Genomic DNA, 26545 nt, shown 5'->3' on the forward strand with positions numbered 1-26545 from the left:
AAAATTTATTTAGATATTCCTTAATTATAGGTGTGGAGGTAAAAGCTTGCGAAAAGAAGACCCCCAATATATTTTTCATCATGATAAACGACCACAAGTTGTTCATGATTTAGCCGATGTAGATGAAAATTCCACTGAGTTGTTAATCACAGGAAAAACAAAAAATATTGAAAGGTTGAAATCTTTTTCTAACCTGACGAAATTGTGGATTTACAAAGTGAACCAAAAGGAGTTCAATACGATCTTAAGCTTAGTTAATCCCAAAATGCTCTTTGTGCATGAACTGAGAGTAGAAGATTTATCAATCATCAGTTCTGTTAAAGATGTTGAGGTATTGGCACTTGAATGGAATACAAAGGCACAAAGTTTATGGGATTTATCAAAAAACACGTTTTTAAAATCTTTATCCATAACAGATTTTTCAAAGTTGAATGACATAGCCCCTTTGCAAAAAAATACTGGTTTAGAATTTCTACAATTGTCAGGCGGGATTTGGAATACATTAAATATAAATACTCTTCAACCTTTAAGATACCTCAAGAATTTAACATATCTGTGCTTATCAAATATAAAAGTGAAGGACGAGTCTTTAGAGCCGATATCGGAATTAGAGGGACTCAAGGAACTTGAAATTTCGAACCAATTCCCGACAGAAGAATATGCCAGGTTATCCGTAACTCTCCCAAATACGAAGTGTGATCGTTTTGCACCATACATCTTTTTATCAAGTCCTATTGTAGATAAAGATGTGATGGTGATTGGAAAGCGAAAACCGAAATTAAATTCAAAAGTTGATGGGGAAAAGTTGCAAAAATACGAAAAACAATTTAAAGCGTACCAAGAAAAGTTTATAAAATAACTTAAAAAGCAATGGAAAATCAATTCCATTGCTTTTTGTATGGCTAATACCATCATAAACTTTTTCTTTCTTGTGATTCAATTACGCAAACAACTTCAGCCCAACCACACCAATCACAATCAGCAGCAAGCTGAGTATACGAATCAAGTTTTTCGGCTCTTTAAATAGAATCATATTAAACAAGACAGAGCCCGCGGTTCCAAGCCCGATCCAGACCGTATAGGCGACGGATACTTGAACGGATGAGAACGAGGCGTATAAAAACAAAAAGGATAAGGCAAACCCGCCGACAAATAAAATGCCAGTCGTGATTTGCTTCTTCTTACTAAACATATTGAGGCCTATGGTTCCACCGATTTCGCAGGCAGAGGCCAACAGTACAAAAACCCAGCCCATTTATACCGCTTCTCCTTTCTGCTCATGTACATCTCCATCAGACACTTTCAGTCCAATAATCCCGAGGATTAAAATGCCCATAAATAAGAGCTTTTCTAATGAAAAAGAACCGCCGAACAGCGCATAATCCATCAAAGATGTCCCTATCGTTCCAACTCCGGCAAACACGGCGTACACAGTCCCTGTCGGCAGCTTTTCGCAGGCCTTCATTAAAAAATAAAAATCAACTGGGATCAGACAGATAATGACCGCCCATTCCCACACAGCATCAGCTCTATTTAAACCAAACACCCAAAGTAATTCAAATAAACAAGTGAGTGCGACATACATCCAGCTTTTTTTCATTTTACTTCCTCCCAAAACTGACGATTCGTCATTTTCAAGCCAAAAAAGAGCGTACAGCAAGTGCTGTACTAAGTTAAGGTGTTTCTATGCCAAGTGCGTAAAGAAGAAATTGCTTCACCTCTCGCTTTTGAATCAGAACCTCTTCTGTATCTGTTTCCGTAAATAAGTACATTTGCTCAGCAGAAGATTCAAGTAAACCGATAATGAATTTGGCTGCATATTGACAGTTCAAATTCGCACGGACCCTTTTGTCCTGCTTTGCTTTTTCTAAAAAAGCAGCGACCCATTTGTAAATTGGCTCATAGATATCTTCCCATTCCTTTAAATGCTCGGTGGCGGCTAAGCCTGAGTAGGTCAGGGCAAGGACATCACGATATTGCCTTGTAAAAGCGAAAATGAATTCAACAAGCGCATCTGCTTGATCGAGGACATCTGCATGCTGAGTTAATTCCTTTTCGATCGCAGGCACCATCTGTGCGATCAAATGTTCAGCGATAGCAGGCATGACGGAAAGCTTTGAAGGAAAATATAAATAAAACGTTCCTTGCGCTACTCCTGCTGCTTTCACAATATCCGAAATGGTCGTCTTTTCGATGCCTTTTTCTTTAAACGCATCAATCGCAGCAAGCATAATCTTTTCTCGTTTCGACATATCATCACCGACCTTAAATGACTGAATGTCATTCATTTTAGCGGGGGAATGACGATTTGTCAATATGGTTTTCTCTTCATTGAATGTGAGAATAAGTGATGAATAGATGCGGGCAAGCCTGAATAAGCTGTAAATATGGTCAAGCATCATCATGTGAGAAAGGGGCAGCTCTCTGTATGACTTCCAGTGCTATGTTTTCCATTGCTTATTTTCTCCTGCTCGTCCCGCTCTATTTACATATGAGGTACAGACAGGCAAAAAAGCACAATCGTTTTATCTATTTGCGGACAGAATTGGTCTTAGCCATTCTGTTTATTTATACGAATGTTTTATTATATTTGACGGTCTTTCCAAATCGTTTTTCCGCCCCAAGAGATCAGGTGAGTGTCAACCTCATACCTTTGCAGTCCATTTATCAAAATCTTCACGCCTACCATCACGGCTATCCAAATCTTGTCTTTTTAAACTTAGCAGGCAACATATTGTTATTTGTACCACTCGGGTTTTTTCTCTATCAAGCCTTTCGAACCATGCGCTGGCAAAAGGCGGTTCTTGGGGGCTTTCTCCTGTCAACCATGATCGAATTGCTCCAATGGATGTTCTCGCAATCTGGTATCATTACAAGAAGCAGCGATATTGATGATATTCTTTTAAATACGCTTGGCACAGCGCTAGGCTGTATCGTGTATCAGATCTATCGAAAAAGGAAGGAGAAATTTGAGTGAAGCGAGTTTGTATCATTCCATGTGGCGCGAAGAAAATTTGGGATGTCGATCCAGAAGCAGGGAGCCAGCCGGCGAACCTCGTTTATTTAAGTCCGCTGCATCAGCGTACGAAAAGCTATGCCCAAACGTTCTTTTCAGACTGGATGATCTTATCAGCGAAGCACGGATTCTTAAAGGCAGATGATATCATACATGAAAATTATGATGTGGCTTTTGGTACACCGCATGCTGAACAGATCACACGAGAAGAACTGAGCCAGCAATTTCATCAAAAAAATCTTTTCGCATATGATGAATTGGTGGTACTAGGTGGAAAGAAATATCGAAAAGTGATCGACCCTTTATTACAGCCTCATCAAAAAGCGAATTATCCGCTGGCTCCATATAAAGGAATTGGCTACATGCTTCAGGCGTTACATCAAGCAGTGGAATCAAAAATAGAACTTCCGCCGCATATTTAACACATTCACAACTACCGGTAAGCAGGGTTTTGATCATTAAAAAGAGAATAATTGAAATAGCGATGCTGATTGTTTCATATCTTTTCAGCAGCCACTAGGAAAGTCCGTATCGCTCGGGTGAAGTGGCTCAATGAAAAAGGGAGGCGTATGAACATGACAACCATCTATTTAGCTGGTGATTCGACCGTTTCATCTTATCCAGATCGTCCTGTTCAAGGAGGATGGGGAGAGTTTTTACACCGCTATACAGCGCATGGGGTGAACGTCGAGAACCGTGCCATTGGTGGAAGAAGCTCAAAAACATTCATTGAAGAAGGACGCCTTGATGACATATTGGCTGACATTCAGCCAGGAGACTGGCTTTTCACACAAATGGGGCACAATGATGCTTCCAAGGAAAAGCCTGAGCGGCATACAGATCCTTTCACGACGTATAAAAGCTACCTGTCTCAATATATTCATGGAGCAAGAGCAAAAGGGGCAACACCACTTTTACTCACGCCAGTCGGCCGTTTTCATGAAAAAGACGGAGAATTTATCAATGATTTTCCTGATTACTGTGCCGCTATGAAAGAACTAGCTGATGAAGAAGAAGTCCTTCTTGTTGATTTAAATACGGCAAGCCTTCAGTTTTATCAAATTTCCGGTATAGAGAAAACGACCTCTTACTTTATGCTGTCAACAGGCATAGAGGATCGCACGCACTTTACAAAAGAAGGCGCAGATGCGATTGCAAGACTTGTTTCTCTTGAATTAAAAGACCTTGGTTTAACCATTGTGTGATGGATGACAGGACGAGTGAGCGCTCGTCCTGTTCTTTTTTTGCAGAAAGCTATTGATTCCCTTCACTAGAGTAGACTACAATAGGTACATATGATAATGAGAATCAATATCACTGAAAAATAGATCATTCGATGGAAAACTGGAGGGACTCAAATGACAGATCAGCTTGAATTGTTTGACGTCACCATTATTGGCGGCGGTCCAGCAGGCATGTACACCGCCTTTTATAGTGGGATGCGGGACTTAAAGACGAAGGTACTTGAGTACAACGAAAGCCTTGGCGGGAAAATCCTTCTGTATCCTGAAAAGGTCATTTGGGATGTCGGCGGTTTGCCGCCAACAAGAGGAGAACAGCTGATACAGCAGCTGGAAACACAGGCGAAAACATTTGAACCAGAGATTGCACTGAATCAAAAAATCACGTCATTCGAGCGAGATGAACATAATCATATTCTGCTGACGGCTGAAAATGGTGATCGTCATTTGACAAAGACCCTCATATTAGCGATGGGTCACGGCATTCCAGTTCAGCGGAAACTTGAAATCGAGCATGCAGACCGCTATGAAGTGACAAACCTTTATTACACTGTCCAGGAGCTCAAGACATTTGCAGGGAAGCGGGTTGTTATTTCTGGAGGCGGCGACTCAGCGGTTGACTGGGCCAATGCCCTTGCACCGATTGCTGAAAGTGTCACCGTCGTGCATCGCCGTGACATGTTTGGCGGACATGAGAAAAACGTCGCCAACATGAAGGCATCTTGCAAACGAATTTTAACCCCGCATGAACTGACAGAGCTGCATGGTCAAGGCGACAAAATTGCTGCTGTCACCATTCAAAACATAGAGACAGGTGAAAAAGAACGAATAGAAACAGATGCTGTGATCGTCAATCATGGGATGAAAGGCGATTTAAGTGTGCTATCAGAATGGGGTCTCAAGCAAGGTGAATGGGGACTAATTGAAGTCAATGAAAAAATGGAAACCAATTTACCGGGCGTCTATGCGGTAGGCGACTTGTGTACACATAAAAGCAAGGTCCGCTTAATTGCCGGTACGTTTGTTGATGGAGTCAATGCACTGAATAGCGCGAAGCTTTACATCGAACCAGAAGCTGAAAAAGTGGCGTACGTTTCCTCTCATAACGAACGCTTTAAAGAGAAAAACAAAGAATTACAAACAGCTGGAGCTCGTTAAATCATTCAAATAACATAGCAAAAGTGCTGCCCACAAGCGATGCGGGCAGCACTTTTTATATGGGTCCATTAACTGCGAGGCGCAAATAACATCACACTGACTCCAGCCAAACAGATCAAAGCACCCATCCAGTCATATAGATCAGGAGTTTTTCGATCGACCCACCAGCCCCAAAGCACAGCAAGAATGACAAATACACCGCCATAGGCAGCATAAACCCGTCCGAAAGTCGGGAACTGCTGGAAGGTCGGAATGACGCCATATGCAACCAAGATAAGACTGCCGGCGATCCCGAAGCTGACAGGTTTTGCTTCACGCAGCCAAAGCCATACCAAATAGCCGCCGCCAATTTCTGCTAAACCTGCTAATAAAAAAAGAACAATCGTCACCATCATATACAGACACTCCAATTTCTCCAATTTACACCCTATTATGACATGAGGAAAGAATGCGTTCTACCTCAATTGAGACGAGAGTTTGCTAAAATCAGCCGATTAGAGAGTGGTCACACATGGATTCTTGACTTTTGTACTAGGAGTGATCCAAATGGTCTGTTATGTCGTAAAGTAAGTACATTCTCATGAGGAGCACACTTCCTTTTTCAGCGCTCTTTTTTTCTCCTTGAAAAAAGAGTAAAGTACAAGGTAGGCTTATTTCAGCAAATCGAGTGATTAGCAATACGTGAAGGATTTCATGATGGATGCGCATGCTCTTTCTCATGAAAAAGGAAGGAGATGACCATGGACACATTGCAAGATTTTGAGCTGTATCACAAGATCAAATATGATCGTCACAAGCCCTCGCTTGAAGTGCTGTACGATCGTTATGAACGTGTGTTATATTCGTTTATTTATAAAATGACTGGCAACCGTGAGCTCGCGGAGGAAGTACTTCAAGAGGTCTTCATCAAGCTCTGGCGCGGCATAGGAGAATATCATACCGATAAAGGGAAGTTCTCCTCATGGTTATTCATGATGTCACGCAACACGGCCATTGACCTTTTAAGAAAGCATCGGAATGAAACGGCTTTGGAAGATGAGCATATTGAATATTTAGCTGATCATCAAGAAGATGTATCAAAAGAAGTGGAATGGAACGAGGAAAAACAGAACATACGTGAAGCAGTATCTACATTGTCAAAAGAACAGCAAACCATTATAGAAGATGTTTATTTTAAAGGGATGACACAAAAGAGCATCGCCGAAAAGCTGGGCATCCCTATTGGTACGGTAAAGGGAAGGGTTCGATTGTCACTGAAGCATTTGCGATCGAAACTGTCGCTCGGTGGAAAGGAGGAAGAGGCATGAATCAGTGTAAACATCAAGTAATTGATTATTTTAATGGGCATTTACAAGGAGAAGAAAAAACGCAATTTGAAGCGAACATCAAGCACTGCTCAGCTTGCAAAGAAGAGCTTGAAGAATTGACATCGCTCATGTCTGACATTCCATTTCTAGCCGAAGACCAAATACCTCCGGCAGGGATGAAAGACCGTATTTTATCCCAGGTGTTTGAAGAGGAGACAGTCGAAGAAAAGAATAGCCAAAAAAAAGAGCTCAAGGCTGCACCTGAGCCAAACGAAATTAAACCGCTGCAAAAGAAACGAAACCAGTGGCTCTTACCGCTCGTTGCGGCACTGCTTCTCATATCAGCAGCTGGAAATGTGTATTTCTTATCGAATGGAAAAGAACAGGCGGAAGAACCTGTCAGGGTTGTTGCCACAAAATCACTGGCATCGGCCGCATCACCAAAAACGACGGGTGCTTTTTCAGTGATAGAGCATAACGGCAAAAAAGAACTTGTGGTGAGTGCAGACGGCTTAAAGGGTCAGCTTGATTCATCTGCTGTTTATCAAGTGTGGCTCATTAAAGGAGATCAGCCGGTTCCAGCCGGTGCCTTTAAAACAGATAACAAGGGGGAAGGAACCGTCACCTATGCGTTATCTGAAAAAGAAGCAAGCGAATCATGGGATACCGTGGCTGTGACCCTTGAACCAAAAAAGGATAACAAGCTTCCGCAAGGTCCAGTCGTACTAAGCGCTGCTTTTTAAGTTTGATCCATGAAAAGGATGCCTTCTTGGGGCATCCTTTTTTTGATAGCGAAGGGGAACATTTTGGCAATTGAAACGTAGTACATATGGAGGTGAAACACATGAAAACATCTATAGAAAAAGACCTATTTCTCTTATCAGTCAGACACACATGTATTACCATTTATTTTCTTGTGATCCCATTTGTAGTCCCAATTTTTTATCACCCATCTCCTTTATCGATTGCGCTTATTGCACTTTTTATAACTCATAACTTAGCAGAAAGTATCATTTGGCTCTACAAATCGAGAAAGATTAGAAAGCACCTGTCTGGTGATTTATCAAAACGCGGGCATGTCTTTAGCCAGCTCGTGCAAAGAGTTGAACAGCTCCTCATCCTCAGTTTTGTCATTGTATTGATCAATGAATGGATACAAGGAAGTGCGGATCTATCTACACTCTCATTCACTCTTTTTCTATTGATCATCGTTTTTCTACAGCATGTCCAGTTTTACTACGTTCAGCTATTTTTTAAATCCAACAGCTGGTTCACTTATGTTCCTTCTTTGCAAAAAGCACGTCCTTCATACATGGCGAGGGAGCGAAAAGCCCTGAAAAGGTTATAAATGTGCCATCACTCGTTTGATCCAGCCATAAACATCAGAAAATTATGATAAAATGTGGAAAGAAAGAATAGAGAAAGGGAGTGCGAGCGAGTGAAAGCAGTTGGACTATTGGAGTATTTGCCGATTGAGCATGAGCAAAGCCTGATGGATCAGGAGGTTGAAAAGCCTAAGGCATCTGGCAGGGATGTACTCGTGAAGATAGAGGCTGTGTCAGTGAATCCAGTTGATACAAAGGTGAGATCACCGAAGGATCAGAAGGAAGAAAAACTGAAAATTCTAGGCTATGATGCAAGCGGTACGGTTGTAGAAGTGGGCGAAGCGTGTACATTGTTTCAGCCAGGTGATCACGTATACTACGCGGGAGATATTACGCGTCAAGGATCGAATAGTGAATATCAGCTTGTGGATGAACGTATTGTGGCGAAAAAGCCTGCCAATCTATCCTTTGCAGAAGCAGCCGCGATGCCCCTTACAACAATTACGGCTTATGAGGCTTTATTTGACCGGATGCATATGAAGCGGAATGCTGAAGGTTCAACCTTGCTGATCATTGGTGGTGCAGGAGGTGTTGGGTCTATCGCCATTCAACTAGCCAAATTAGCGAAGGCAACTGTAATCGCTACCGCATCAAGACCAGAAACAAAAGAGTGGTGTCTGTCATTAGGTGCCGATCATATCATTGATCATCATCAGCCGCTTTTAGCGCAGCTCGAAGAAAAAGGAATCGGCGAAGTGGATTTTATTTTATGCTTAAATGATACAGATGGACATTTCAAAGGCATGGCAGAAGTGATAAAACCGCAAGGCACGATCTGTACCATTGTCGAAAACGAGCACAACCTAGACATTCAATTACTCAAAAATAAAAGTGCGGCATTTGTATGGGAATTCATGTTCACACGCCCTATGTATGAAACAGCGGACATGATCAAACAGCATGAGCTTTTGACAGAGGCGGGTGAGTTATTTGAGCAGGGAAAAATAACGCATACCTTAACAAAGGTTCTCAGTCCGATCAATGCTGCTAACTTGAAGCAGGCACATCAAGCGCTTGAGCAAGGAAAGATGATTGGAAAATTTGTGCTTGAAGGATTTGAGAGAGGAGAAAGCGTATGACGTCATTACAATATCCGATTGGCTTATATGAACCGGTTGAAACAAAAACGAAAGCACAGCTTGAAGCATGGATTGATGAGCTGGCTGCAATCCCCGAAGAGTATGAAGCAGTGACCGCACCGCTGACAGATGCTCAGCTTGATACACCTTATCGGCCGGGAGGATGGACTGTTCGTCAGCTCATTCACCACGTAGCAGACAGCCATCTAAATGCATACTTACGATTCAAGCTTGCTCTCACAGAAGATACACCTGACATACGTCCATATGATCAGGAGGGATTTGCCTCACTTCCTGACAGCAAGGCGCCCATCAGTTTATCCCTGCCTTTGATCAGCAGTCTGCATCGCAGGTGGGTCACTTTACTGCGGGGAATGTCAGAGGAGGACTTCAACGCTTCTTATTATCACCCTGCCGATCAACAAACGGTGTCCTTATATGATGCAGCAGGAATGTACGTCTGGCATTCAAAGCATCACCTTGCCCATATCACGGAATTAATCAAAAGAAATCAGTGGAATTAAAGGAGTAAACGCATGTCTGGAAGAAGAATTGTCGGTGCGCCATGTTTATCTGTATGGCGGCATTGTTTTATATAGCGAAATATGCTCTTTTGGAGATACGCTATAGTAACAGCTTAGGCTCAGAAAGAACGATTGAGGAACTTGAACAGCTGATTCCTGGCGGTACGTGGATCAGCATTTTTTTCCTCATCATTGGCTTAGCCTATCTTTTATGGGATGACAGGGAAGTGATTCGTAAAAATCTTTTCACCCCAGATCGACAAGTAGAAGAAACAAAAAAGACGGACAACAAGTGACCGTCTTTTTCCCTTTTCATGTTTAGCCGCGTTCAGGACGCAGTGCTTTTTCTAAGATAGCAAGGCCTTCATTGACTTTTTCTTTTTCCTCGTCATTGAGCCGCTGCAGGGAATTTTTGATTTTTTCGTGTCCTTTTTGATAAATACTTCTGAAAATATTTTTCGCTTCCTCTGTCAGCTCTACGACAATGATTCTCCGGTCACGCTCAGAGTGCTTTCGCATGACAAAGTTAGATTGTTCTAACCTGTCAAGCAGGCCTGTCATATTGGACAAAGAAGCGCCCATTTTTTCAGCGATTTCGGATACTTTGAGAGAGCCATGGTTATTGAGCAGCATGAGCACCTTCATTTGAGGCATACTCATATCAAGCTTCATCCATTCAGAAACATCTCCAAGACCTGCAGCTGTGAGCACTTTCATATAAAGAACCCATGTCTTTTTTTCTTCTGGAGATAGAATCTCTTCTTTTAATACGGTGGTGTCATGAATATTATATTCCACGCTTGTTCACTTCCTTTAAGCGGCTCTTTTTCTTTATATTACTGATTTTTACTTCTAATTGAAAGGTTCGTCAAGCTTTTAAATGTTAAACTGCATGAATCAAGTGGTATTTGTTGTATAATAATGTTCAGTTGAAATAATGAAGCAACCTAGAAAGTTGGGAAAAACATGTGGAACAAAAAAACGGGTATGACGATCTTAAAAATGCTTTTTCCGATCGTCATTATCCTTGTCTTGATTTTTGTCGCGAAGCAGGAGCTGAGCGGACTTTCCATTAAAAAGACGTTTTATATTATTGACAGCTTGAACCGAATGGACTTGTTTATTCTTGTCTTTCTTGGACTTGTCGCGGTTTTATCGATGTCCTTATATGATTTTATTTTACGAAAAAGCCTGAATATGCCGATCAGCGGCTGGAAAACGATACGCATTTCATGGATTGCAAACTCCTTTAACAGTGTTCTTGGATTTGGCGGTCTATCAGGAGCAGGGCTTAGAACGCTTCTCTATAAGGAGTACATAACAGATACGAAAAAATTGCTGAAAGGCATTGCCCTTTTGACTTCCTCTGTCCTTTTGGGCTTATCTATTTTCAGTGATTTGATCTTGGTCAGGGTGCTTCCAGTTGAAAGTATTATCAGCCAGGAGCCGTGGCTATGGGCATTTGTCATTATCTTTGCCTGTATTGTACCGATATATATCGTCATGGCATCCATTCGAAAAAGCTCGATTGAGAGCGGTGAAAATGGACTGAAGCATCCAATTTACGCTTATATCGGAGCATCGTTTTTAGAATGGCTGGCAGCTGGACTTGTCATGTACATGGCTGTCGTCTCTATGGGGATGAATGTCGATGTCCGAATTGTCTTAGGTGTATTTGCGATTGCGTCAATCGGCGGTTTAATCAGTATGGTTCCGGGCGGCTTTGGTTCGTTTGACCTTATCTTTTTACTGAGCATGCAATACATTGGTTTTGATAAAGAGATGGTGCTGACGGCGCTCGTCTTGTACCGCTTCGTGTACTCAATCTTCCCGTTTATCCTAGGGCTTTGTCTAGCTGCTTACGATTTAACGGGAACGACGCTTAGACGTCTTGAAGGCAATCCGAAAATGGCACCTGCCATTGAAACAACGAACGTTTTAATTGTTTTGCACCGTGCTTTATTAATCCGTTTATTGTACGGATCTTTATCGATTTTAACCTTTGGAAGCGGCTTGCTTATCATGGCATCTGTTGTGCTTCCAGTCGATCGATTAGGTGTGATTACCAGCATTCCGCGCTTTCTGTTATCAGGATTTAATGGTCTTTCTTTAATGTTCGGAATCATTCTGATGATTTTGTCCATTGAAGTGTATAAAAGAACGAAAAGATCGTACGTGCTGACAATGATCTCCTTAGCAGGCGGTTTTGTGTTTACTTTGTTAAAGGGGTTTAACCTCAGTCTGATCTTTATTTTGCCAGTCATCATGGCTGTGTTTTTCTCTCTTCGAAATCAATTTGTGAAGCAGCAGGCACCTTACTCCTTAAATCAGTTTGTGACGGCTGCCGCTGGTTATTTATTCGTGCTCTTTAACTATAATGTGATTGGCAACTTTATTTGGACAAAAATCGGGCATTTCTTGAGTAAGGATTACTTGGTGCATAATGAACGGCATATCACGATGACAAGCATGATCGCTCTCATCGGTGTACCGCTTTTCTTCTTCATTAGTAAATTGATTTTTAATAAGAAAGCCTTTCCGATTGGAGAAAAAGCAGATGATGAAAAATTAAAAACGTTTTTAGAAGAAAAGGGCGGAAATGCCCTCAGTCATCTTGGCTTTTTAGGCGACAAAAAACTATTTTTCTCAAGTGATGGAGAAGCGATGCTTCAGTTTGGGCGAATTGGCCGCTGCGTCATTGTGCTCGGAGATCCATCTGGGCGTGAGGCGTCTTATCCGCTTGTACTTGAAGAGTTTTTACAGGAGACAGAAAAAGCCGGCTACCGCGTCGCTTTTTATCAAGTAGAACGAGAAGGGATGGCTCTTTATCATGACTTAGGCTTTCACTTCTTTAAGCTTGGGGAAGAAGCCATGGTCGATTTAGAAACGTTTACTCTGTCAGGTAAGAAAAAATCAAATTTACGAGCTGTGGCGAATAAATTTGAACGAGAAGGCTACACCTTTGAAATGCTGGAACCTCCCTTTTCAAATGAGTTGATCTCCACCTTAAAACAGATATCTGACAGCTGGCTCGGAAAGAAAAAAGAAAAAGGATTTTCGCTCGGTTATTTCCAAGAAGACTATCTTCAAAAAGCACCGATTGCGATTCTAAAGGATGAACAAGGGCAGATCATTTCCTTTGTATCATTGATGCCGATGTATCAAGAAGGGGAGATTTCCATCGATTTAATGCGTCATATGCATGATGCACCGAACGGGATGATGGATGCGCTGTTTATCCACCTGTTTCAATGGGCGAAAGAAAGAGGCTACAAATCGTTTAACATGGGAATGGCACCTTTATCGAATGTGGGGACGTTCCATCAGTCCTTTCTCACGGAGCGTTTGGCGAGTGTTATTTTCAACAATGTCAGATACATGTACAGCTTCAGCGGTTTACGGTCATTTAAACAGAAATATAAGCCTGAATGGCGCGGGAAATATTTAGCGTATAAAAAGAATACGTCACTGCCTGTCACAATGGTGCTTGTCACCAAGCTGATCGGGATGGACCCAAATCGAAAGCGGCGTCCATAAACCAAAAGACCTTTACCTTTCACTAGGTGAAGGTTTTTTTAGACAAAAGAATAGCAAAAGTGGTAAAGTTGAAGGGTAAGGGGGATGTTCATATGACATTAAATGAATGGTTTACAAAGGGATTAGCTGAACGTACATATGTACACAACATGGAGAAAAACCGGGAAAATCTGCTCACGGTGTACAACCAGTATGCAATTCATCAAAAAGAAAAAGAGCTGCTGCAAAAGCTGCAAAAGAAAAAGCTCAGAGCGCTTGTCATCACAGCGGATTGGTGCGGAGATGCGATGGTCAATGTCCCGATTTTCATGCGTATTGCAAATGAAGCACTCATTGATGTGCGCTATTTCATTCGGGATGAGAATCTAGACCTGATGGATCAGTATTTAACGAACGGGACCGCAAGATCGATTCCGATTATCGTCATCATTGATCAGGACGGGAATGAAGTGGGCAAATGGGGACCTCGCTCAGCAGAAGCACAGCGCTTTGTCGATGAGAAAAAACCGGACAAAGATGCACCTGATTTTGAAGAAGCTTTTCAAGTATTTGCGAAAGAAGCCGCACATCACTATACGACCGACCGTTACTTATGGAAAGATATTGAGAAAGAAATAGTAGAAGTTTTGGCAAAAATATAAACCAAAAGACTACTTCGCCGCAATGGGAAGTAGTCTTTTTTTATCTTGTTTTTGCGTTTTACCTACAAAACCACCGCATAAAGATGTAGAAAACCGCAGAATTCTATCAAATACCGCAGAAAACCGCAAAGCACCACGATTTTCCCAACCACTTTTAGTTGAAAAACCTCATATATGCCATGAAATCAATGATTTTGCCCTTATCCAAAGGCTCATATAACGCACAATGGTTGGCTTTTTCCCAATACAAGAGGCCCAGCAACTATAGTAATCTAGTTGTAATCTCCTTTGAACGAACTAAAAAAATGACGGAAAAGGACAGGCGATCAATTTATGAAAAAAATCATTTATCTCGATCAAGAAAAAAAGAAGCTCGCTGAATCGAAAAAAAGAGAACAGCGTTCCATTAAATCACTGAGGCTGCTTGTGTTTTATGACGGACAAAGTCCTGCATGTGCAAAAATGATTGATTTATTAAGATCACTCGATTGGAAAAATCGGATTCACTTTGAATCCTTTAGACACTCGCAGCTGCTCAGGCTGAATAAAATCAGTGAAGAGAAGGCGGAAAAACGAATCGTGTCTATTTCCCTAGCCAAAAATCAAAAGAATTCTGGGATTTATACTTGGCTGCGTATGGCCTGCCATATCCCTGCTTTATGGGGAATGGTCCCATTCATCTTGCTCAGTATTTGGCTTGGCTTTGGACAGCATGCGTACGATTTCTTTGCAAAAAGACGGTATATTCATTCTGTCAAACGGGTGAACCATCATGACACAGATCAACAAGAGACCATTTAATAAATAGAAAAAGCATGACCTTCGATCGGCAGAAGGTCATGCTTTTTTGTAATAGGGAAGATATCCCGCTAAATGATCAAGAAGCTTTTTTGTATAGGACTGATACGTCTGCTCATCAAGCTCAGCACCTGCATAGGTAAGTAAGGTTCTAAGAGCAAACAAATATTCACTGTGCAGCTCATTGTGTTCAAAGTAAGGAAGGGCTGCTTCGACCAAATAGGTTTTCAAATCAAGAGGGTTTTCCTCAATCATCAATTTATAGATTTTGATCATATATAAACAGTTTGGCTGAATACGAGGCTGTTTTAACAGCTCGTGTATGTAGGGAAGTGCTTTTTTGCGGTCATATTCAGCATATAGTGTCGCAATCTCATATAGCGTTTCACAGTAACGATCTTCTATCTGTTCTTGATTAAAGTAATTGAGTGAATCTAGTAAATAAGGCACAGCTGAAGAGAAATCACCTTCACGTTTTAAGAGCACCCCGTAATAAAAATAAGCGGACATTTTAATAAAGGCATCAGGGTGAAGGGACGTGTGCAAAATCACTTCCTTTATATATTTCTTCGCAGTTTGATAGGCTTTTAGTTCAAGTGAGATCACGCCGTGAATAAGTGTACAGTGAATAATCCGCTTGAAATTGTTCTTTTGTCTATATAAATCCATCGCTTGATGTGTCGCTTCAAGCGCATCACCCAGCTGTCCCAAGTTTCCAAGTGCTTTTGCATAGTGATAATACAAATCACTTTGTTCAACTGAAGCGTAGGAAAAGCAGCTTTCAAGCTTTTTCAGCCCATCTTCAAGCTGACCAATTTTAATTTGATGAATGCCGTCAAGATATTCAAAAATTTCTTTTTCCGTTTCAATAAAGGTTTTTTCGAATTTTTTGAGCACGCGGTGTGTTTTTAAGGCAAGCGGCTGTTTATCCGTTAGTAAATAAAATTGAAATAAGGACAAATGATACTGAATGCCTAAATCGAGCGAAAAGAACTGCTCCTCGTGCTGAATGATCATTTCTGCATTTTGTTCAGCCTGATTGAGAGCATAGAAATACATATTCATTTGAAACTCATCCAAAAGTGACAGCAGATGACGCGCCTTTTGTGACAGCTTTTCTTGGCTGATGCCAAGCCGTTCAAGCAGCAGATTGATCGTATCTTGATTGGCCTCCTTTGAGCCATTTTCAATTTTACTTAAATGAGAGACAGAACAAATTCCTTCTGCCAATTCAGATTGGGTCATATTTTGTTTATAACGGTAGAGTTTAATGATTTGTCCAATATTAATTTTCATTCCATCCAGAAGCCTCCCTTCCAATCATGGTTGAAAGCCTTTTGACAAAAAAACAAGATCAGACAAAATGGGAATACTTGAAAATCATTTCATCATCTTGGCTTTTTTCTCAAAATTTGTTTAAAACGTAATATGATTGTAACATTACTTGAAAAAGTCAAACAACTATTTAGCAGACGGGGAGAAGAGATACTTGATTTGCAACTGCACGCGATGACGTTTATAATGTGAATGAGAATCAATTTCAATTAAGTTGATTGAAAGGATGACATTTATGCCAGAAATGAAACAACAAACAGAAGCGTTAACGGTTCGAGACGCTGTCAGATATAGACGATCGATTCGAAAATTCAAAGACACACCGGTGACGATTGAGCAGCTTCAGCCGCTATTAGAGGATGCAGTCTATGCACCTAATCATAAAATCACGGAGCCGTGGCGCTTTTTATATGCGGTGACGGATGAAGCCAAAGCGACTTTTGTAGAGCGCTTCATTGCTTTCTTTCAGCGCAACAACCCAGATGCAAAAGAAGAAAAAATCAATCAATACAGAGATTACTTTTCTAAGGTCCCAGCGCTTTTACTTGTCGTGCTAAAAGAAGACGAGAACCCTGTTGTGAGAAATGATGATTTTGCCGCTGTCAGCGCGCTCATTCAAAATCTTCAGCTGCTTGCGTGGGATCAAGGGATCGGTATGGTATGGAAGAGCGGACGTATTTTATACGACAAAGGCTTTCAACAAGACATGGGATTAAAGGAAAATGAACGGTTTGCTGCGATCCTTCATATAGGTTATCCAGAAGAGGTGCCTGAGGAAAAATCACGCCAGAAAGCATCAAGTCTTCTTACTGAAATCAAATAAAAGAAAAGCAGACCGCTGAATAAGGTCTGCTTTTTTACTTATTGTTTTTTGGCGCGCTGATCGGCTGCTTTCATACGTGCCATTGCTTTTACGTCATTCGGATCTGCAAGTTCTTTGGAAAATTCAACATATTCGCCATCCGTCTCTTGTGCCGCGAGCTCGTGGTTGGATTTTTTGTGTTGGTCTTTTTTCAAAGCCTTTCCCTCCTTTACAAGATCACTTTAGTTATGTGCTTGTTGGAGGGGAATATCCGCCTTATTTGTTTCTTTTTTCTGCTGCTCTTTCCGCTTTTTTGAATTCCTGCTGATACAGGACTTCCTGGGTTTTCTTCAGCTTCGAAGTTGGCTGGTGTTCTTTTTTCTTCATCAAAATCGCCCCCTCATCTCATTTCTAATAGGATGGGTGTTTTTGACAACATTTATTCCCCAGAATGCAAAATCGCTTCTTTTAGTTCAGGGTGCAAAAAGTCATAAGAAGAGAGCAGTGCTTTTTTTGGCAGAGCACGCTGGCCTTCTAAAACAAGTAATGACATTTCACCAAGTGCCGTTTTGATCACAAAAGATGGCACCTTCAGCCAATGGGGGCGGCGAAGGGCAGAAGCAATGGTTTGTCCAAGCTGTTTCATTTGAACAGGATTCGGTGATGTCGCATTGAGCGGACCTGACAGGTCGTCATGATGAATCGCATAAGCAATGAGATGTGCCACATCCTCAACATGAACCCATGAAACCCATTGCGAGCCAGACCCAATTGTCCCGCCGGCAAACAGCTTGTAAGGAAGTGTCATCAGCGGCAGTGTGCCTTTTTCGCCCAACACGACGCCAAAGCGGGTGTAGACCGTACGAATGCCGAGGGCTTCAATCTTTTGTCCCTCAGCCTCCCAAAGCCTTGATGTATGACTTAAGAAATCAGAATCCGCAGGAGGTGATTCCTCCGTAAAATCTCCTGTTTGAGAAGTGCCATAAATCCCAACAGCACTTGCTTGAATCAGTACAGATGGTTTTGATTCCTGCGCTTCTATAATGCGTTTTACCTCTTGTGTTGATTTGAGACGGCTGGAGAGGATGCCTTCTTTTGCCTTGTCTGTCCAGCGTGTAAAAATGGATTTTCCAGCAAGGTTAATCCATACATCGATGGCAGGCAATTCATGCTCAGGCGCAGCACCTTCAGTCAGCCACTGCACATAATGTAAATGATTTTGTTCGGATTCCTTTGGATTTCTTGTTAAAATATATAGATGATGTCCCTCAGCAGCGAGCACTTTTGTGACATGCTGGCCGATAAAACCGGTTCCTCCGGTAATGGCGATATTCAATTGACATCTCTCCTCTCATATACATACCTATATCTTTCACGATTTTGAATCAGAAGAAACATCCTGACTGTTTTGGAAAAGGAGTGATCACAGGATGCCTTATATTACAAAAATTTCTGCTCAGAAAAACAATACAGAGCGGGTCAACATCTTTCTTGATGAAAAGTACGCCTTTAGCGTTGATTTAGATGTGCTCGTCCAGCACGATTTGAAAAAAGGAAAAGAGCTGGACGAAGCAGATATCATCGAGATTCAATTCGGTGATTCGGTGAAAAAAGGATTTCAGCAGGCCGTTGATTATTTATCCTACCGCATGAGATCAGTAAAAGAAGTCACCGATTATTTAACGAAAAAAGAAATCCCTGCACCTGCTATTAGTGAAATTATACACAAATTAAAGCATTATAAGTATGTAAATGATCTTGAATTTGCAGAAGCCTATGTCAGCACCCACCGGAAAACGAACAGCAAAGGACCGTCCGTCCTAAAAAAAGAATTGAAGCTCAAGGGGATAGACGATGACACGATTGAACAGGCGCTGTCGCAATACCCTGATGACCTACAGCTGGAGGAAGCGGTAAAGCAGGTTCTCAAACTTGTCAAAAAAGAAAAAAATCGTTCTGCAAAAGAGATCGAGCAGCGCATCAAGCTGCAGCTGCAGCGAAAGGGATTCTCGTTTGAGATCATTGATAAAGCCCTTCAAGAAGCCTATGATGGACAAGAAGAGGAAAAGGAAGAAGAAGCCCTCCTTTATATGCTGGAGAAGGCAAAACGCAAGGTAGGATATGACGGATCATTTGAAAAGAAGATGAAAGTGAAGCAATTTTTATTCAGAAAAGGCTTTGATCTCGATACAATTGATCACGTTTTAGACAAAGGGGAATGACAGATGGAAAAACGCTATAGTGAGATGACAGAATACGAATTGAAGCAGGAGATTGCCGCCCTTTCTGAAAAAGCACGAAAGGCTGAGCAGCTTGGCATTGTGAATGAATACGCAGTTTTAGAACGGAAAATTGATATGGCGAAAGCCTATTTATTAGATCCAGCCTTGATTCAAACGAAAACAACTTATCAAATCAAAGACACAGAAGAAGAGTTTTATGTAGAATATCTAAATGGCGTTTTTGCGTGGGGATACAGAGTATCGGCTCCAAATAAAGAAGATGCCCTGCCGATTTCAATGCTGACGCAAAAGGACTGATCTTAGGATCAGTCCTTTTCTTTACTTCGAACGCTGTTTACGGACGTTGTTCTGAAGTACGATGTCGTGCTGCGTTTGCTGCGTTTCTCCATTGACCTGAGAGGCAGAATGCTTTGCATTTGCCCATGGTTGAGGGTAAGCGGTTGTCCTTAATTGAACAAAGTCTGCCATATACGATTTCCCATTTGAACTCATATCTCAAGCACTCCCTTTGGAAAAATTAGCGTTTCCCTGATGCCCTCATACGTTCCTGTGGACGTGTATTTGTTTCACCATTCGGCCGTTTAGACGCATAAGCATCTGTAGCGCCTGGTTCGCCTTCAAACTTGTGATTTACCTGATTTGGAAAGCCTTTTGCTTTATTACGCATACCGATTCCCTCCAAACAATACAAATCATTTGCGTCTTTTGAAGACGTAAGGGTAGTATATGAAAAAAGAAGTTTTTTTAAAAAGGCACTTTCTGCTAGATGAAGGAGGAACAGGCATGGAACAATACTTTGAGCGACTAACAGAACAACTTATGGAAAAAAACAATATGCTGACATATGACGAAGCACGTACATGGGTAGAGCTGCTTTGGAGTGATTTTGAAACGACCTATGCAAAGGCTGGCCGTAAGTATAAAGGACAGGAAACAACAGAACGAATTGTCCAAGAGTGGATCGAGAGCTACGGAGCGCAGCTGCATTTATTTCAAAATAAACAATCAAAGGCAAACGAGCATCTGCAACAAAACAATCGAGGGCTGCTTCACTAAAAAGGCTGCCCTTTCACTTCCATTCATCTTTTTCAATAAATAGGAAAATATATAAATGAACAAACAATTTTATGAAACAATACCCAGTCTGTGATCAAAATTACAGGCTTTTTACAATGATTAAACTTAAAATTACATTAAATTCATCCTGCTGAAAATCAATGGAAATAAAACTCTGATATAATGAAACGATTAAAGAGACATGTAATTTATGGATAATAAAAAAGGGTTTCGTTTTCTGACAAAAAAGGAATAATGAACATATCAGACTATGTGAAAAAAGTGAAGAGAAGGTGCGATATGGAACGGGAACTGCTCTCTGTTATAATTCCTTCTTACAATGAAGGTGAAAACATCAGACGAATCTTTGAGGCACTTGAGGAAGAGTTTCGCGATTTTCATTATGACTTTGAAATCATCTTTGTGAATGATGGAAGCAAAGACAACACGCTTCAATACATGAGAGAGCTCTCTCGAAAAAGTGCAAAGGTTAAATATATTTCCTTTTCGCGTAACTTTGGAAAGGAAGCCGCTATTTTGGCAGGTCTTGAACATGCAAAAGGAGCAGCTGCGATTATTATGGACGCCGATCTGCAGCACCCGACGTATTTAATTCAGGACTTTGTCAGGGGATATGAAGAAGGCTATCATCAAGTCATTGCCAAACGGAATCGTAAAGGTGACAGCAAGCTGCGCTCTTACCTGTCATCCATGTACTATAAGGTGATGAACAAGGTAGTAGAAGTGGACTTGCGTGATGGCGTCGGGGATTTCCGTTTAATTTCACGCCAAGCCATCGATGCATTGCTTCAGCTGAAAGAGGGGAATCGTTTTTCGAAAGGGCTTTTTTGCTGGATTGGGTTTGAAGAAAAGGTCATCTATTATGAAAATGTAGAAAGACAGCATGGTGATACAAAATGGTCACTGAAGAAATTATTTAACTATGGCATAGATGGCGTCATTTCCTTTAACAACCGCCCGCTGCGAATTTGTTTTTATACTGGCATACTGATCTTATTTCTCTCATTGATTTACATCGTGGCCACCTTTATTCAAATCGTCAGAACGGGCATTATGGTGCCGGGTTATTTTACTTTAATATCGGCTGTGCTGTTCCTCGGAGGTGTCCAGCTTTTGAGTCTAGGTGTGATTGGAGAATATATTGGCCGTATCTATTATGAAACGAAAAAGAGGCCGCATTATTTAATCCAGGAATCAAATGTGATGGAACAAGAGACAAGCTCAAAGGAACAAGACCGAGTGTTAACACAGTTATTTAAATAACGTGGAGTCAAATAACCGGCAAGCACGAATCGCTTGCTGGGTTGTTTTGTTTCAAAGAAAAGTGGATCTTTTGTGGAAAGGATTTAGATGATGAAACGTAGATGGATAATGATAGGAATGTGCCTCATTCTCGCTTTATTAGGACACTCCTTTTTCTTATATGAATATACGCAAGGCCGGTATATGACAGGAGATGGAGACGGAATCTCACAAATGCTCCCATTTAAAAAGCTGCTTTACGATGAATACGTCAAAGGGAACTTCTTTTATTCCTATCAATTCGGTCTAGGCGGCGGTACATATACGCAATTAGGTTATTATTTCACAACGTCGACTGTCTTTATGGTCACAGTCGCTGTCGTCTGGCTGATGAATGCGCTTCATTTCATCCAGTCAACGGACATTCATTTCTGGGCAAATGCCGTCATTTGGCTGAGTGTGATCAAGCTGACGCTTATTCTTTTCATCGCTTACCGTGTGCTTCTTTCAATGGTTCAGCATAGGCTGAGCGCATTAACAGGAGCCGCAATTTACGGATTGTCTATTGTGTATTTTCGGCATCAAACATTTTGGGAGTTTTTCACCGACAGTATGATGTGGCTCCCGCTGCTTGTACTTGGGGTTGAACGGATTTTCAAAACAGGTAAGCCGGCTTGGTTTATTGCGGCGTGCAGCCTGATGCTTATCAACAATTTTTACTTTGCTTATATTCATTTTATCTTTTTAGCGATCTATCTTGTCTTCAGATATATCATCAAGCTTCGAAGTGAGGAGAACGGGTGGAAGGTGTTCTGGACGCTGGCGGTCTCTACGCTGTTATCCTTTGGAATCAGTGCCGCCTTTTTTGTCCCGTCTGTCTATGGCTTTCTTAATAATATAAGGCCGCCATATGATCAATCCATACCTTGGTTTGATCTGCATGATCATCTGCTGTTTACAAGCAGGGTGTATTTATTACCTGTGATTTTTCTCATTTGTATGTTCCTCGTTCCGCTTTATCGGAACAGGTGGTTTTTCATGTTTATATCGATCAGCGTTCTGCTCATTGTTTTTCACTACAGTCCAAAGATGGCGAGCGTGTTTAATGGTTTCTCAGCACCGCAGTACAGATTTGAGTACATTCTTGCCTTTACAGTTGGAGCGGTCGCAGCCATCACCATCAAGCATTTCTCGCAAATCGAGTGGAAGTGGAAAAAGCGTGCGGTATTAGGCGCTTGGATCGTGTTTCTTCTCGCAGTCATCTTATCAGAACGAGCAAAGGGAAATATGGATGTTGTTGTATTTACAGGCATAGGACTGCTTGTGATCAGCTTGTTTTTCCTTGTGACTCATGCGGAAAAACGCCAGCACCTTCGTCTCTTTTCAGCTGTGCTCATCGTTGTCAGCTTACTGACAGCAGGCGTGTATCAGCAGGGCTACTTATCTGAAAGAAGCAATATTAAGAGCGTATCAGATACGTATCTGAATAGTGAGGCTTATGCTGGACATGAGCAAATGAAGCTCATTCAGCAGATTCAAAGCCGCTCTTCAAAAGATCCGCTTGCCCGGATTGACTGGATGAACGGCGTGCGCAACAACACCCCGTTATTTGAAGGCTTTCAAGGCATGAGTGCGTATTCAAGTATATTGAATCAGCATTTACTCAATTTCTACTGGAATGACCTGCAAATCGATATGGGACGGGAAAGTGTCAGCCGTTATGCAACAATGGGGGACAGGGCGAATTTATACAGCCTGACCTATGGAAAGTATTATATGAGAACGAGCGCGATGCCTTACTCACCGCCAGCTTATTTTAAGCCTATATTGGAAAGCGAGCATTATAAAGTGTATGAAAATACACGGCCGCTGCCATTTGCAAGAACAACAAGCACCGTTTATTCAGAAGAATCCTTAAAGGATGCCTCAGCACTTGATAGGGAGCATGCGATGCTGCAAGGTGTGGTTTTAGACAAAAAAGGAAACGCTGAAATTGAGCACGCGCCAGATCGAGTCAAGGATACAAATATTCATACGATACAAGCCATATACGAACATGGCGTGCTTGATGTATACGGAGAAACAGGCGGCCTGAATATCACGCTGCCAGATGATATGGCCCGCGCTGGGGATGTGTATGTGAGCTTTTATGTGAAGCGGACAGACCGTAACGAAGGATTTCAGTTATCTGTTGATCACTACGTCACCTCACGAAAAAGCAATACATCCATCTACAAAACAGGTGTCAATGAAGTGACGATTCGAGTCCCTGCGGAAAAAATCCTTTCCATTCGAGTACCAAAAGGGACGTATGAACTCAATCAACTGAGGCTGTATCAAGAGCCTTACCGCATCCTAGAAAAGGCATATGAAAAAGAAAAACAGGATCATGGCAGCCAGCAGGTAAAGCTCGAAAACAACCGCTTTACGATTTCATATGATAACAAACGTGGCAATGATTATATGGTTCTGCCAGTACCATATGAAAAAGGCTGGGAGCTCACGGTGAACGGAAAGCAGACCGATATTGAACAAGCCAATTACGCCTTTATCGGTTTTCCAATAGAAAAAGGCAAAAACGAGATTGTGTTAACCTACTATCCGCCTTATATCAGAATTCTCGCGTTGATTTCACTCGTCAGTTTGATTGGTGCGATCTTATATGCACGAAGAAAACACAAAAAACACCACTTTTCATCATAAGTGGTGTTTTTTTATCTTTCTCATCATTGATACAATCTACATAAAAGCATATAAATGGGGGAGAACCATTTGACTTTAAACAAAGAATCGATTATTGATCATTATGAACACTCCATAGAATGGGTACAGTCGCTAATGGAAGTAAAAGACGAAGAATGGCGCAGAGCGATCGCTGATGGAAAATGGAGTACGGCTGAAATTATCGCCCATTTCGTTCCATGGGATGAATTTATTTTAAAGGCTCGACTAAAGGAATTTTGGAACGATCGGCCGTTACCGCAGGCACCTGATGTGCACAAAATGAATCAGCAGTCAGCTGAAAGAGCGAGAAAGGAAAAGAAAAGCGAGACGATCGGTCGATTTATTGCTGTCAGAACAGAATTACTTCAAGAAATGAAGAAAATCGAACCATCTCGCTGGAATGAATTCTTTTTTATTGGTCAAACCAAGCTGACGTTATCAAGTTACTTTCAAGGGCTGATGGAGCATGATATCCATCATATGAAGCAAGTCACTAAGCTTCTTTCTCAAACGAAAACGTCGCATAATCAAACAAAAAATGAAACAACCAAAGACTGAGGGCAAAGAGGATTTCCTCAGAAGTAGATAGTAAAATGCCGCCAACCAATTCATCTGATAAATAGACAGCACCCCAAATAAACAAAAGATGAATTGAAATGGCATAGAAAACGATAGAGCATTTTTTGGAACGGCACTTTCTAACAACTCTCATGAGCACATGCTCCACATGCTCAAAGGATATCCCAAGTATCACATAGATGCCCATAAATAAAAGCATTGATAAAATCGATTGATAAAAAGCACCCGTTAAATGAAAGAACAGCACACAAAACAACAAAAATATGTAACAGACAGCCGACGCCGCCATGAGCCATTTCAGCCCTTGCCATAAAGCGTGAACAGATTGCTGCATAGGTGAACAAACACTCCTTTACATGAAGATACCTGCAAAAAGGACAGCCTTTTTGCAGGAAGTTATATGTTAATCCTCTTTTTTTGGTGCAGCGATCACAGGATGTTTTTCAGTATCAAGCAGTTTTAAGAAATCTTCACCTTGATCTAAATGATCAAGAACAAGCTGTTTCGGTGTAACCGCAAGCCACTGATTGAGTGAGATATCCGCATAATGATCGCTCTTAAAGATTTCTAAGAAATAAAGCGGTTCGTCGCCTGTATTTTCTACATAATGCCCCATCGCAAATGGCACATAGCCAACGTCTCCCGCCTGATAGTTGAAGGTTCTCGCATGTCCATCAGAAGCAAATACCGTCATTCGTGCTTTTCCAGAAATAAAATATTGCCATTCATCCGTATTTGGATGCCAGTGCAGCTCTCGGATAGCACCTGGATCAACTTTCACAAGAGCGGATGCAATCGTTTTAGACGCTTTGAAATTGGTAGAGTCCGCAATCCACACTTGTCCGCCGCTTGACGTAATCGGCTCCTGTTTTAACAGCTCATATTTAAAGGAATTTGGGACTTCCCCTTGCTCTGTTTTCACCTTGTCACATTCAAGGGAACCAGGAATGCCTTTTTGGAAAATATACTTTTCTTTCTCTGGCAGCTTGTCAAACTGCTCCTTTGTCATACCGAAGTTCTTAAGCACGACTTCCTCTGGCGTGTGGGCAAGCCAATCGGTTACTTGGAACGTACTATTTTCTGAGAATGACCCATCATCAAAAACAAGTAAGAATTCAGCTCCCGGTTCAAGTGCTTGGATAGAGTGCGGCAGGCCAGAAGGGAAGTACCACAAATCACCCTCTGTCACATCCTCTGTAAAATTGCGCCCCTCTGCATCAACCGATGTAATCCGGGCTTCCCCATAAATCATGTACGCCCATTCCGCTTCCTTATGCCAGTGAAGCTCACGAATCGCACCAGGCTTTAGCCGCATATTGACAGATGCAAGACTTTTAGAGATCGGCAGTTCGCGGACTGTTACCTCACGGGCGTAGCCGCCTTTTTCTAAACGATTGTGTGTATCAGAAAAAGAATATTTCAGGTTGGAGACCGTTCCATGATCGGTTTCTGGCGGCGTGAGCATATCTGGATTTTGTCTGTCCCGCTCGAGATTACGTGGAATTTTGACCGTTGCTCCTTTTTCTCCTCGAATCGGCTGTGGTATTCCATTTGGCTTTTCACTCATGATAAAATCCCCTTTCAACATCGTATTGTGTGAGGTGACTAAAAGGCCTTTCATTTCGCCCTCGTTTTCATAAGGTGAAACGAATCAAGCAGATGTCAATCTGATTCATCATTTTTTTGAGCAGCGACTAATCGTTGGATGAGCTTGCTTAATTCATCAAACTTTCGTTCAAAGCGTGTCAGCAAGTAAACCGTCAAAATGGCAGGGAAGCCAGCCTGACCGAGCTGCTTCAGCCATTCCTCCGAAAAAAAGGTCTCCATTTGTCTCACCTCCCAGTGGATGCTCGTCTT

35 protein-coding genes are annotated in these 26545 nt (G+C 41.7%); 21 read left to right on the forward strand and 14 right to left on the reverse strand.

What is annotated here, in order from left to right:
- Positions 1 to 46 precede the first annotated feature (46 nt).
- Positions 47 to 859, forward strand: coding sequence for a leucine-rich repeat domain-containing protein (locus tag NSQ34_RS03945; protein WP_098676637.1), 813 nt, complete (start codon positions 47 to 49; stop codon positions 857 to 859).
- Positions 860 to 940: 81 nt separating this feature from the next.
- Here the strand turns inward: NSQ34_RS03945 and NSQ34_RS03950 are convergent, their stop codons facing one another.
- The 3 genes from NSQ34_RS03950 to NSQ34_RS03960 form a co-directional block, all read right to left on the reverse strand.
- On the reverse strand, positions 941 to 1255 hold the full coding sequence (locus NSQ34_RS03950; protein WP_342501042.1) for an SMR family transporter: 315 nt from the start codon (positions 1253 to 1255) through the stop codon (positions 941 to 943).
- Positions 1256 to 1600: an SMR family transporter gene (locus NSQ34_RS03955; RefSeq protein WP_087976441.1), complete on the reverse strand. Its 345-nt coding sequence runs from the start codon at positions 1598 to 1600 to the stop codon at positions 1256 to 1258.
- Positions 1601 to 1673: 73 nt separating this feature from the next.
- The gene (locus tag NSQ34_RS03960; RefSeq protein WP_024425822.1) at positions 1674 to 2252 is read right to left on the reverse strand and encodes a TetR family transcriptional regulator; all 579 of its coding nucleotides are present in this window, start codon (positions 2250 to 2252) and stop codon (positions 1674 to 1676) included.
- Positions 2253 to 2428: 176 nt separating this feature from the next.
- Here NSQ34_RS03960 and NSQ34_RS03965 point away from each other — a divergent pair, with 176 nt between their 5' ends.
- The 4 genes from NSQ34_RS03965 to NSQ34_RS03980 all read left to right on the forward strand — a co-directional run bounded on the left by NSQ34_RS03965 (position 2429) and on the right by NSQ34_RS03980 (position 5415).
- Complete coding sequence (locus tag NSQ34_RS03965; protein ID WP_172881343.1) at positions 2429 to 2977, forward strand: VanZ family protein; 549 nt, start codon at positions 2429 to 2431, stop codon at positions 2975 to 2977.
- Positions 2974 to 3438, forward strand: a complete 465-nt coding sequence (locus NSQ34_RS03970; RefSeq protein WP_098676635.1) for a DUF6884 domain-containing protein — start codon at positions 2974 to 2976, stop codon at positions 3436 to 3438. Before NSQ34_RS03965 ends, NSQ34_RS03970 begins: the two co-directional genes overlap by 4 nt.
- Before the next feature lie 153 nt (positions 3439 to 3591).
- Entirely contained in the window at positions 3592 to 4221 is a 630-nt protein-coding gene (locus NSQ34_RS03975) for a rhamnogalacturonan acetylesterase (RefSeq protein ID WP_024425819.1), read from the forward strand.
- 153 nt (positions 4222 to 4374) lie between these two features.
- Complete coding sequence (locus tag NSQ34_RS03980; protein ID WP_098676634.1) at positions 4375 to 5415, forward strand: NAD(P)/FAD-dependent oxidoreductase; 1041 nt, start codon at positions 4375 to 4377, stop codon at positions 5413 to 5415.
- A gap of 68 nt (positions 5416 to 5483) precedes the next feature.
- Here the strand turns inward: NSQ34_RS03980 and NSQ34_RS03985 are convergent, their stop codons facing one another.
- Complete coding sequence (locus NSQ34_RS03985) at positions 5484 to 5810, reverse strand: YnfA family protein (protein WP_098676633.1); 327 nt, start codon at positions 5808 to 5810, stop codon at positions 5484 to 5486.
- A 345-nt stretch (positions 5811 to 6155) separates the two neighbouring features.
- Here NSQ34_RS03985 and NSQ34_RS03990 point away from each other — a divergent pair, with 345 nt between their 5' ends.
- The 6 genes from NSQ34_RS03990 to NSQ34_RS04015 all read left to right on the forward strand — a co-directional run bounded on the left by NSQ34_RS03990 (position 6156) and on the right by NSQ34_RS04015 (position 10006).
- Positions 6156 to 6722: a sigma-70 family RNA polymerase sigma factor gene (locus NSQ34_RS03990; protein ID WP_098676632.1), complete on the forward strand. Its 567-nt coding sequence runs from the start codon at positions 6156 to 6158 to the stop codon at positions 6720 to 6722.
- Positions 6719 to 7465, forward strand: a complete 747-nt coding sequence (locus tag NSQ34_RS03995) for an anti-sigma factor (RefSeq protein ID WP_264316066.1) — start codon at positions 6719 to 6721, stop codon at positions 7463 to 7465. Before NSQ34_RS03990 ends, NSQ34_RS03995 begins: the two co-directional genes overlap by 4 nt.
- Positions 7466 to 7566: 101 nt before the next feature.
- A complete protein-coding gene (locus NSQ34_RS04000) occupies positions 7567 to 8070 on the forward strand; it encodes a hypothetical protein (RefSeq protein ID WP_111927642.1) in 504 nt (167 codons plus the stop codon).
- 90 nt (positions 8071 to 8160) lie between these two features.
- Positions 8161 to 9186: a zinc-binding alcohol dehydrogenase family protein gene (locus tag NSQ34_RS04005; RefSeq protein ID WP_111927643.1), complete on the forward strand. Its 1026-nt coding sequence runs from the start codon at positions 8161 to 8163 to the stop codon at positions 9184 to 9186.
- A complete protein-coding gene (locus tag NSQ34_RS04010; protein ID WP_025093479.1) occupies positions 9183 to 9710 on the forward strand; it encodes a YfiT family bacillithiol transferase in 528 nt (175 codons plus the stop codon). The genes NSQ34_RS04005 and NSQ34_RS04010 overlap by 4 nt, the downstream gene beginning before the upstream one ends.
- 41 nt (positions 9711 to 9751) lie before the next feature.
- The gene (locus NSQ34_RS04015) at positions 9752 to 10006 is read left to right on the forward strand and encodes a hypothetical protein (RefSeq protein WP_242025911.1); all 255 of its coding nucleotides are present in this window, start codon (positions 9752 to 9754) and stop codon (positions 10004 to 10006) included.
- A 22-nt stretch (positions 10007 to 10028) separates the two neighbouring features.
- On the opposite strand, the gene NSQ34_RS04020 is transcribed toward NSQ34_RS04015, so the two are convergent.
- Complete coding sequence (locus NSQ34_RS04020; RefSeq protein ID WP_120208572.1) at positions 10029 to 10508, reverse strand: MarR family transcriptional regulator; 480 nt, start codon at positions 10506 to 10508, stop codon at positions 10029 to 10031.
- A gap of 168 nt (positions 10509 to 10676) precedes the next feature.
- Here NSQ34_RS04020 and mprF point away from each other — a divergent pair, with 168 nt between their 5' ends.
- From mprF to NSQ34_RS04035, 3 genes are all read left to right on the forward strand, one after another.
- The gene (gene mprF / locus NSQ34_RS04025) at positions 10677 to 13247 is read left to right on the forward strand and encodes a bifunctional lysylphosphatidylglycerol flippase/synthetase MprF (RefSeq protein ID WP_034283750.1); all 2571 of its coding nucleotides are present in this window, start codon (positions 10677 to 10679) and stop codon (positions 13245 to 13247) included.
- A 92-nt stretch (positions 13248 to 13339) separates the two neighbouring features.
- Entirely contained in the window at positions 13340 to 13888 is a 549-nt protein-coding gene (locus tag NSQ34_RS04030; protein ID WP_034283751.1) for a thioredoxin family protein, read from the forward strand.
- 333 nt (positions 13889 to 14221) lie between these two features.
- The gene (locus NSQ34_RS04035) at positions 14222 to 14689 is read left to right on the forward strand and encodes a DUF393 domain-containing protein (RefSeq protein ID WP_252050266.1); all 468 of its coding nucleotides are present in this window, start codon (positions 14222 to 14224) and stop codon (positions 14687 to 14689) included.
- A gap of 36 nt (positions 14690 to 14725) precedes the next feature.
- Here the strand turns inward: NSQ34_RS04035 and NSQ34_RS04040 are convergent, their stop codons facing one another.
- On the reverse strand, positions 14726 to 15982 hold the full coding sequence (locus tag NSQ34_RS04040) for a transcriptional regulator (protein WP_268456662.1): 1257 nt from the start codon (positions 15980 to 15982) through the stop codon (positions 14726 to 14728).
- A 274-nt stretch (positions 15983 to 16256) separates the two neighbouring features.
- Here NSQ34_RS04040 and NSQ34_RS04045 point away from each other — a divergent pair, with 274 nt between their 5' ends.
- The gene (locus NSQ34_RS04045; protein WP_061110587.1) at positions 16257 to 16844 is read left to right on the forward strand and encodes a nitroreductase; all 588 of its coding nucleotides are present in this window, start codon (positions 16257 to 16259) and stop codon (positions 16842 to 16844) included.
- 38 nt (positions 16845 to 16882) lie between these two features.
- On the opposite strand, the gene NSQ34_RS04050 is transcribed toward NSQ34_RS04045, so the two are convergent.
- The 3 genes from NSQ34_RS04050 to NSQ34_RS04060 form a co-directional block, all read right to left on the reverse strand.
- Positions 16883 to 17038, reverse strand: coding sequence for a YfhD family protein (locus NSQ34_RS04050; RefSeq protein ID WP_024425223.1), 156 nt, complete (start codon positions 17036 to 17038; stop codon positions 16883 to 16885).
- A gap of 61 nt (positions 17039 to 17099) precedes the next feature.
- Complete coding sequence (locus NSQ34_RS04055; RefSeq protein WP_017358836.1) at positions 17100 to 17210, reverse strand: YfhE family protein; 111 nt, start codon at positions 17208 to 17210, stop codon at positions 17100 to 17102.
- A gap of 52 nt (positions 17211 to 17262) precedes the next feature.
- Complete coding sequence (locus NSQ34_RS04060) at positions 17263 to 18159, reverse strand: TIGR01777 family oxidoreductase (RefSeq protein ID WP_252050267.1); 897 nt, start codon at positions 18157 to 18159, stop codon at positions 17263 to 17265.
- 94 nt (positions 18160 to 18253) lie between these two features.
- Between NSQ34_RS04060 and recX the strand changes: the two genes are divergently transcribed.
- Both recX and NSQ34_RS04070 read left to right on the forward strand, forming a co-directional pair.
- Positions 18254 to 19045 (forward strand): recombination regulator RecX, encoded by a 792-nt coding sequence (gene recX, locus NSQ34_RS04065; protein ID WP_024425808.1) that lies wholly within the window; start codon positions 18254 to 18256, stop codon positions 19043 to 19045.
- 3 nt (positions 19046 to 19048) lie between these two features.
- Positions 19049 to 19363 carry a YfhH family protein gene (locus tag NSQ34_RS04070; protein WP_047202061.1) on the forward strand — a complete coding sequence of 105 codons (315 nt, stop codon included), beginning with the start codon at positions 19049 to 19051 and terminating at the stop codon, positions 19361 to 19363.
- 21 nt (positions 19364 to 19384) lie between these two features.
- On the opposite strand, the gene NSQ34_RS04075 is transcribed toward NSQ34_RS04070, so the two are convergent.
- Both NSQ34_RS04075 and NSQ34_RS04080 read right to left on the reverse strand, forming a co-directional pair.
- Entirely contained in the window at positions 19385 to 19558 is a 174-nt protein-coding gene (locus NSQ34_RS04075) for a YpzG family protein (RefSeq protein ID WP_008360604.1), read from the reverse strand.
- Positions 19559 to 19583: 25 nt separating this feature from the next.
- Positions 19584 to 19733: a small, acid-soluble spore protein K gene (locus tag NSQ34_RS04080; RefSeq protein WP_003217849.1), complete on the reverse strand. Its 150-nt coding sequence runs from the start codon at positions 19731 to 19733 to the stop codon at positions 19584 to 19586.
- 116 nt (positions 19734 to 19849) lie between these two features.
- Here NSQ34_RS04080 and NSQ34_RS04085 point away from each other — a divergent pair, with 116 nt between their 5' ends.
- From NSQ34_RS04085 to NSQ34_RS04100, 4 genes are all read left to right on the forward strand, one after another.
- Positions 19850 to 20122 (forward strand): YfhJ family protein, encoded by a 273-nt coding sequence (locus tag NSQ34_RS04085; protein WP_024425219.1) that lies wholly within the window; start codon positions 19850 to 19852, stop codon positions 20120 to 20122.
- A gap of 300 nt (positions 20123 to 20422) precedes the next feature.
- On the forward strand, positions 20423 to 21406 hold the full coding sequence (locus NSQ34_RS04090) for a glycosyltransferase family 2 protein (RefSeq protein ID WP_024425218.1): 984 nt from the start codon (positions 20423 to 20425) through the stop codon (positions 21404 to 21406).
- 87 nt (positions 21407 to 21493) lie between these two features.
- On the forward strand, positions 21494 to 24088 hold the full coding sequence (locus NSQ34_RS04095; protein WP_034283757.1) for a YfhO family protein: 2595 nt from the start codon (positions 21494 to 21496) through the stop codon (positions 24086 to 24088).
- A gap of 69 nt (positions 24089 to 24157) precedes the next feature.
- Positions 24158 to 24667, forward strand: a complete 510-nt coding sequence (locus NSQ34_RS04100) for a DinB family protein (protein WP_254001616.1) — start codon at positions 24158 to 24160, stop codon at positions 24665 to 24667.
- On the opposite strand, the gene NSQ34_RS04105 is transcribed toward NSQ34_RS04100, so the two are convergent.
- The 3 genes from NSQ34_RS04105 to NSQ34_RS04115 all read right to left on the reverse strand — a co-directional run bounded on the left by NSQ34_RS04105 (position 24603) and on the right by NSQ34_RS04115 (position 26515).
- On the reverse strand, positions 24603 to 25022 hold the full coding sequence (locus NSQ34_RS04105) for a regulatory YrvL family protein (RefSeq protein ID WP_120208565.1): 420 nt from the start codon (positions 25020 to 25022) through the stop codon (positions 24603 to 24605). The two genes, NSQ34_RS04100 and NSQ34_RS04105, sit on opposite strands and share 65 nt — an antisense overlap.
- A gap of 69 nt (positions 25023 to 25091) precedes the next feature.
- Positions 25092 to 26255, reverse strand: coding sequence for an oxalate decarboxylase family bicupin (locus NSQ34_RS04110; RefSeq protein WP_061110592.1), 1164 nt, complete (start codon positions 26253 to 26255; stop codon positions 25092 to 25094).
- 95 nt (positions 26256 to 26350) lie between these two features.
- Positions 26351 to 26515 (reverse strand): YvrJ family protein, encoded by a 165-nt coding sequence (locus NSQ34_RS04115; protein WP_073204399.1) that lies wholly within the window; start codon positions 26513 to 26515, stop codon positions 26351 to 26353.
- Positions 26516 to 26545: the final 30 nt, after the last annotated feature.

It is taken from the genome of Bacillus sp. FSL P2-0069 (assembly GCF_038593315.1).
Classification (GTDB): Bacteria; Bacillota; Bacilli; order Bacillales; family Bacillaceae; genus Bacillus; species Bacillus safensis.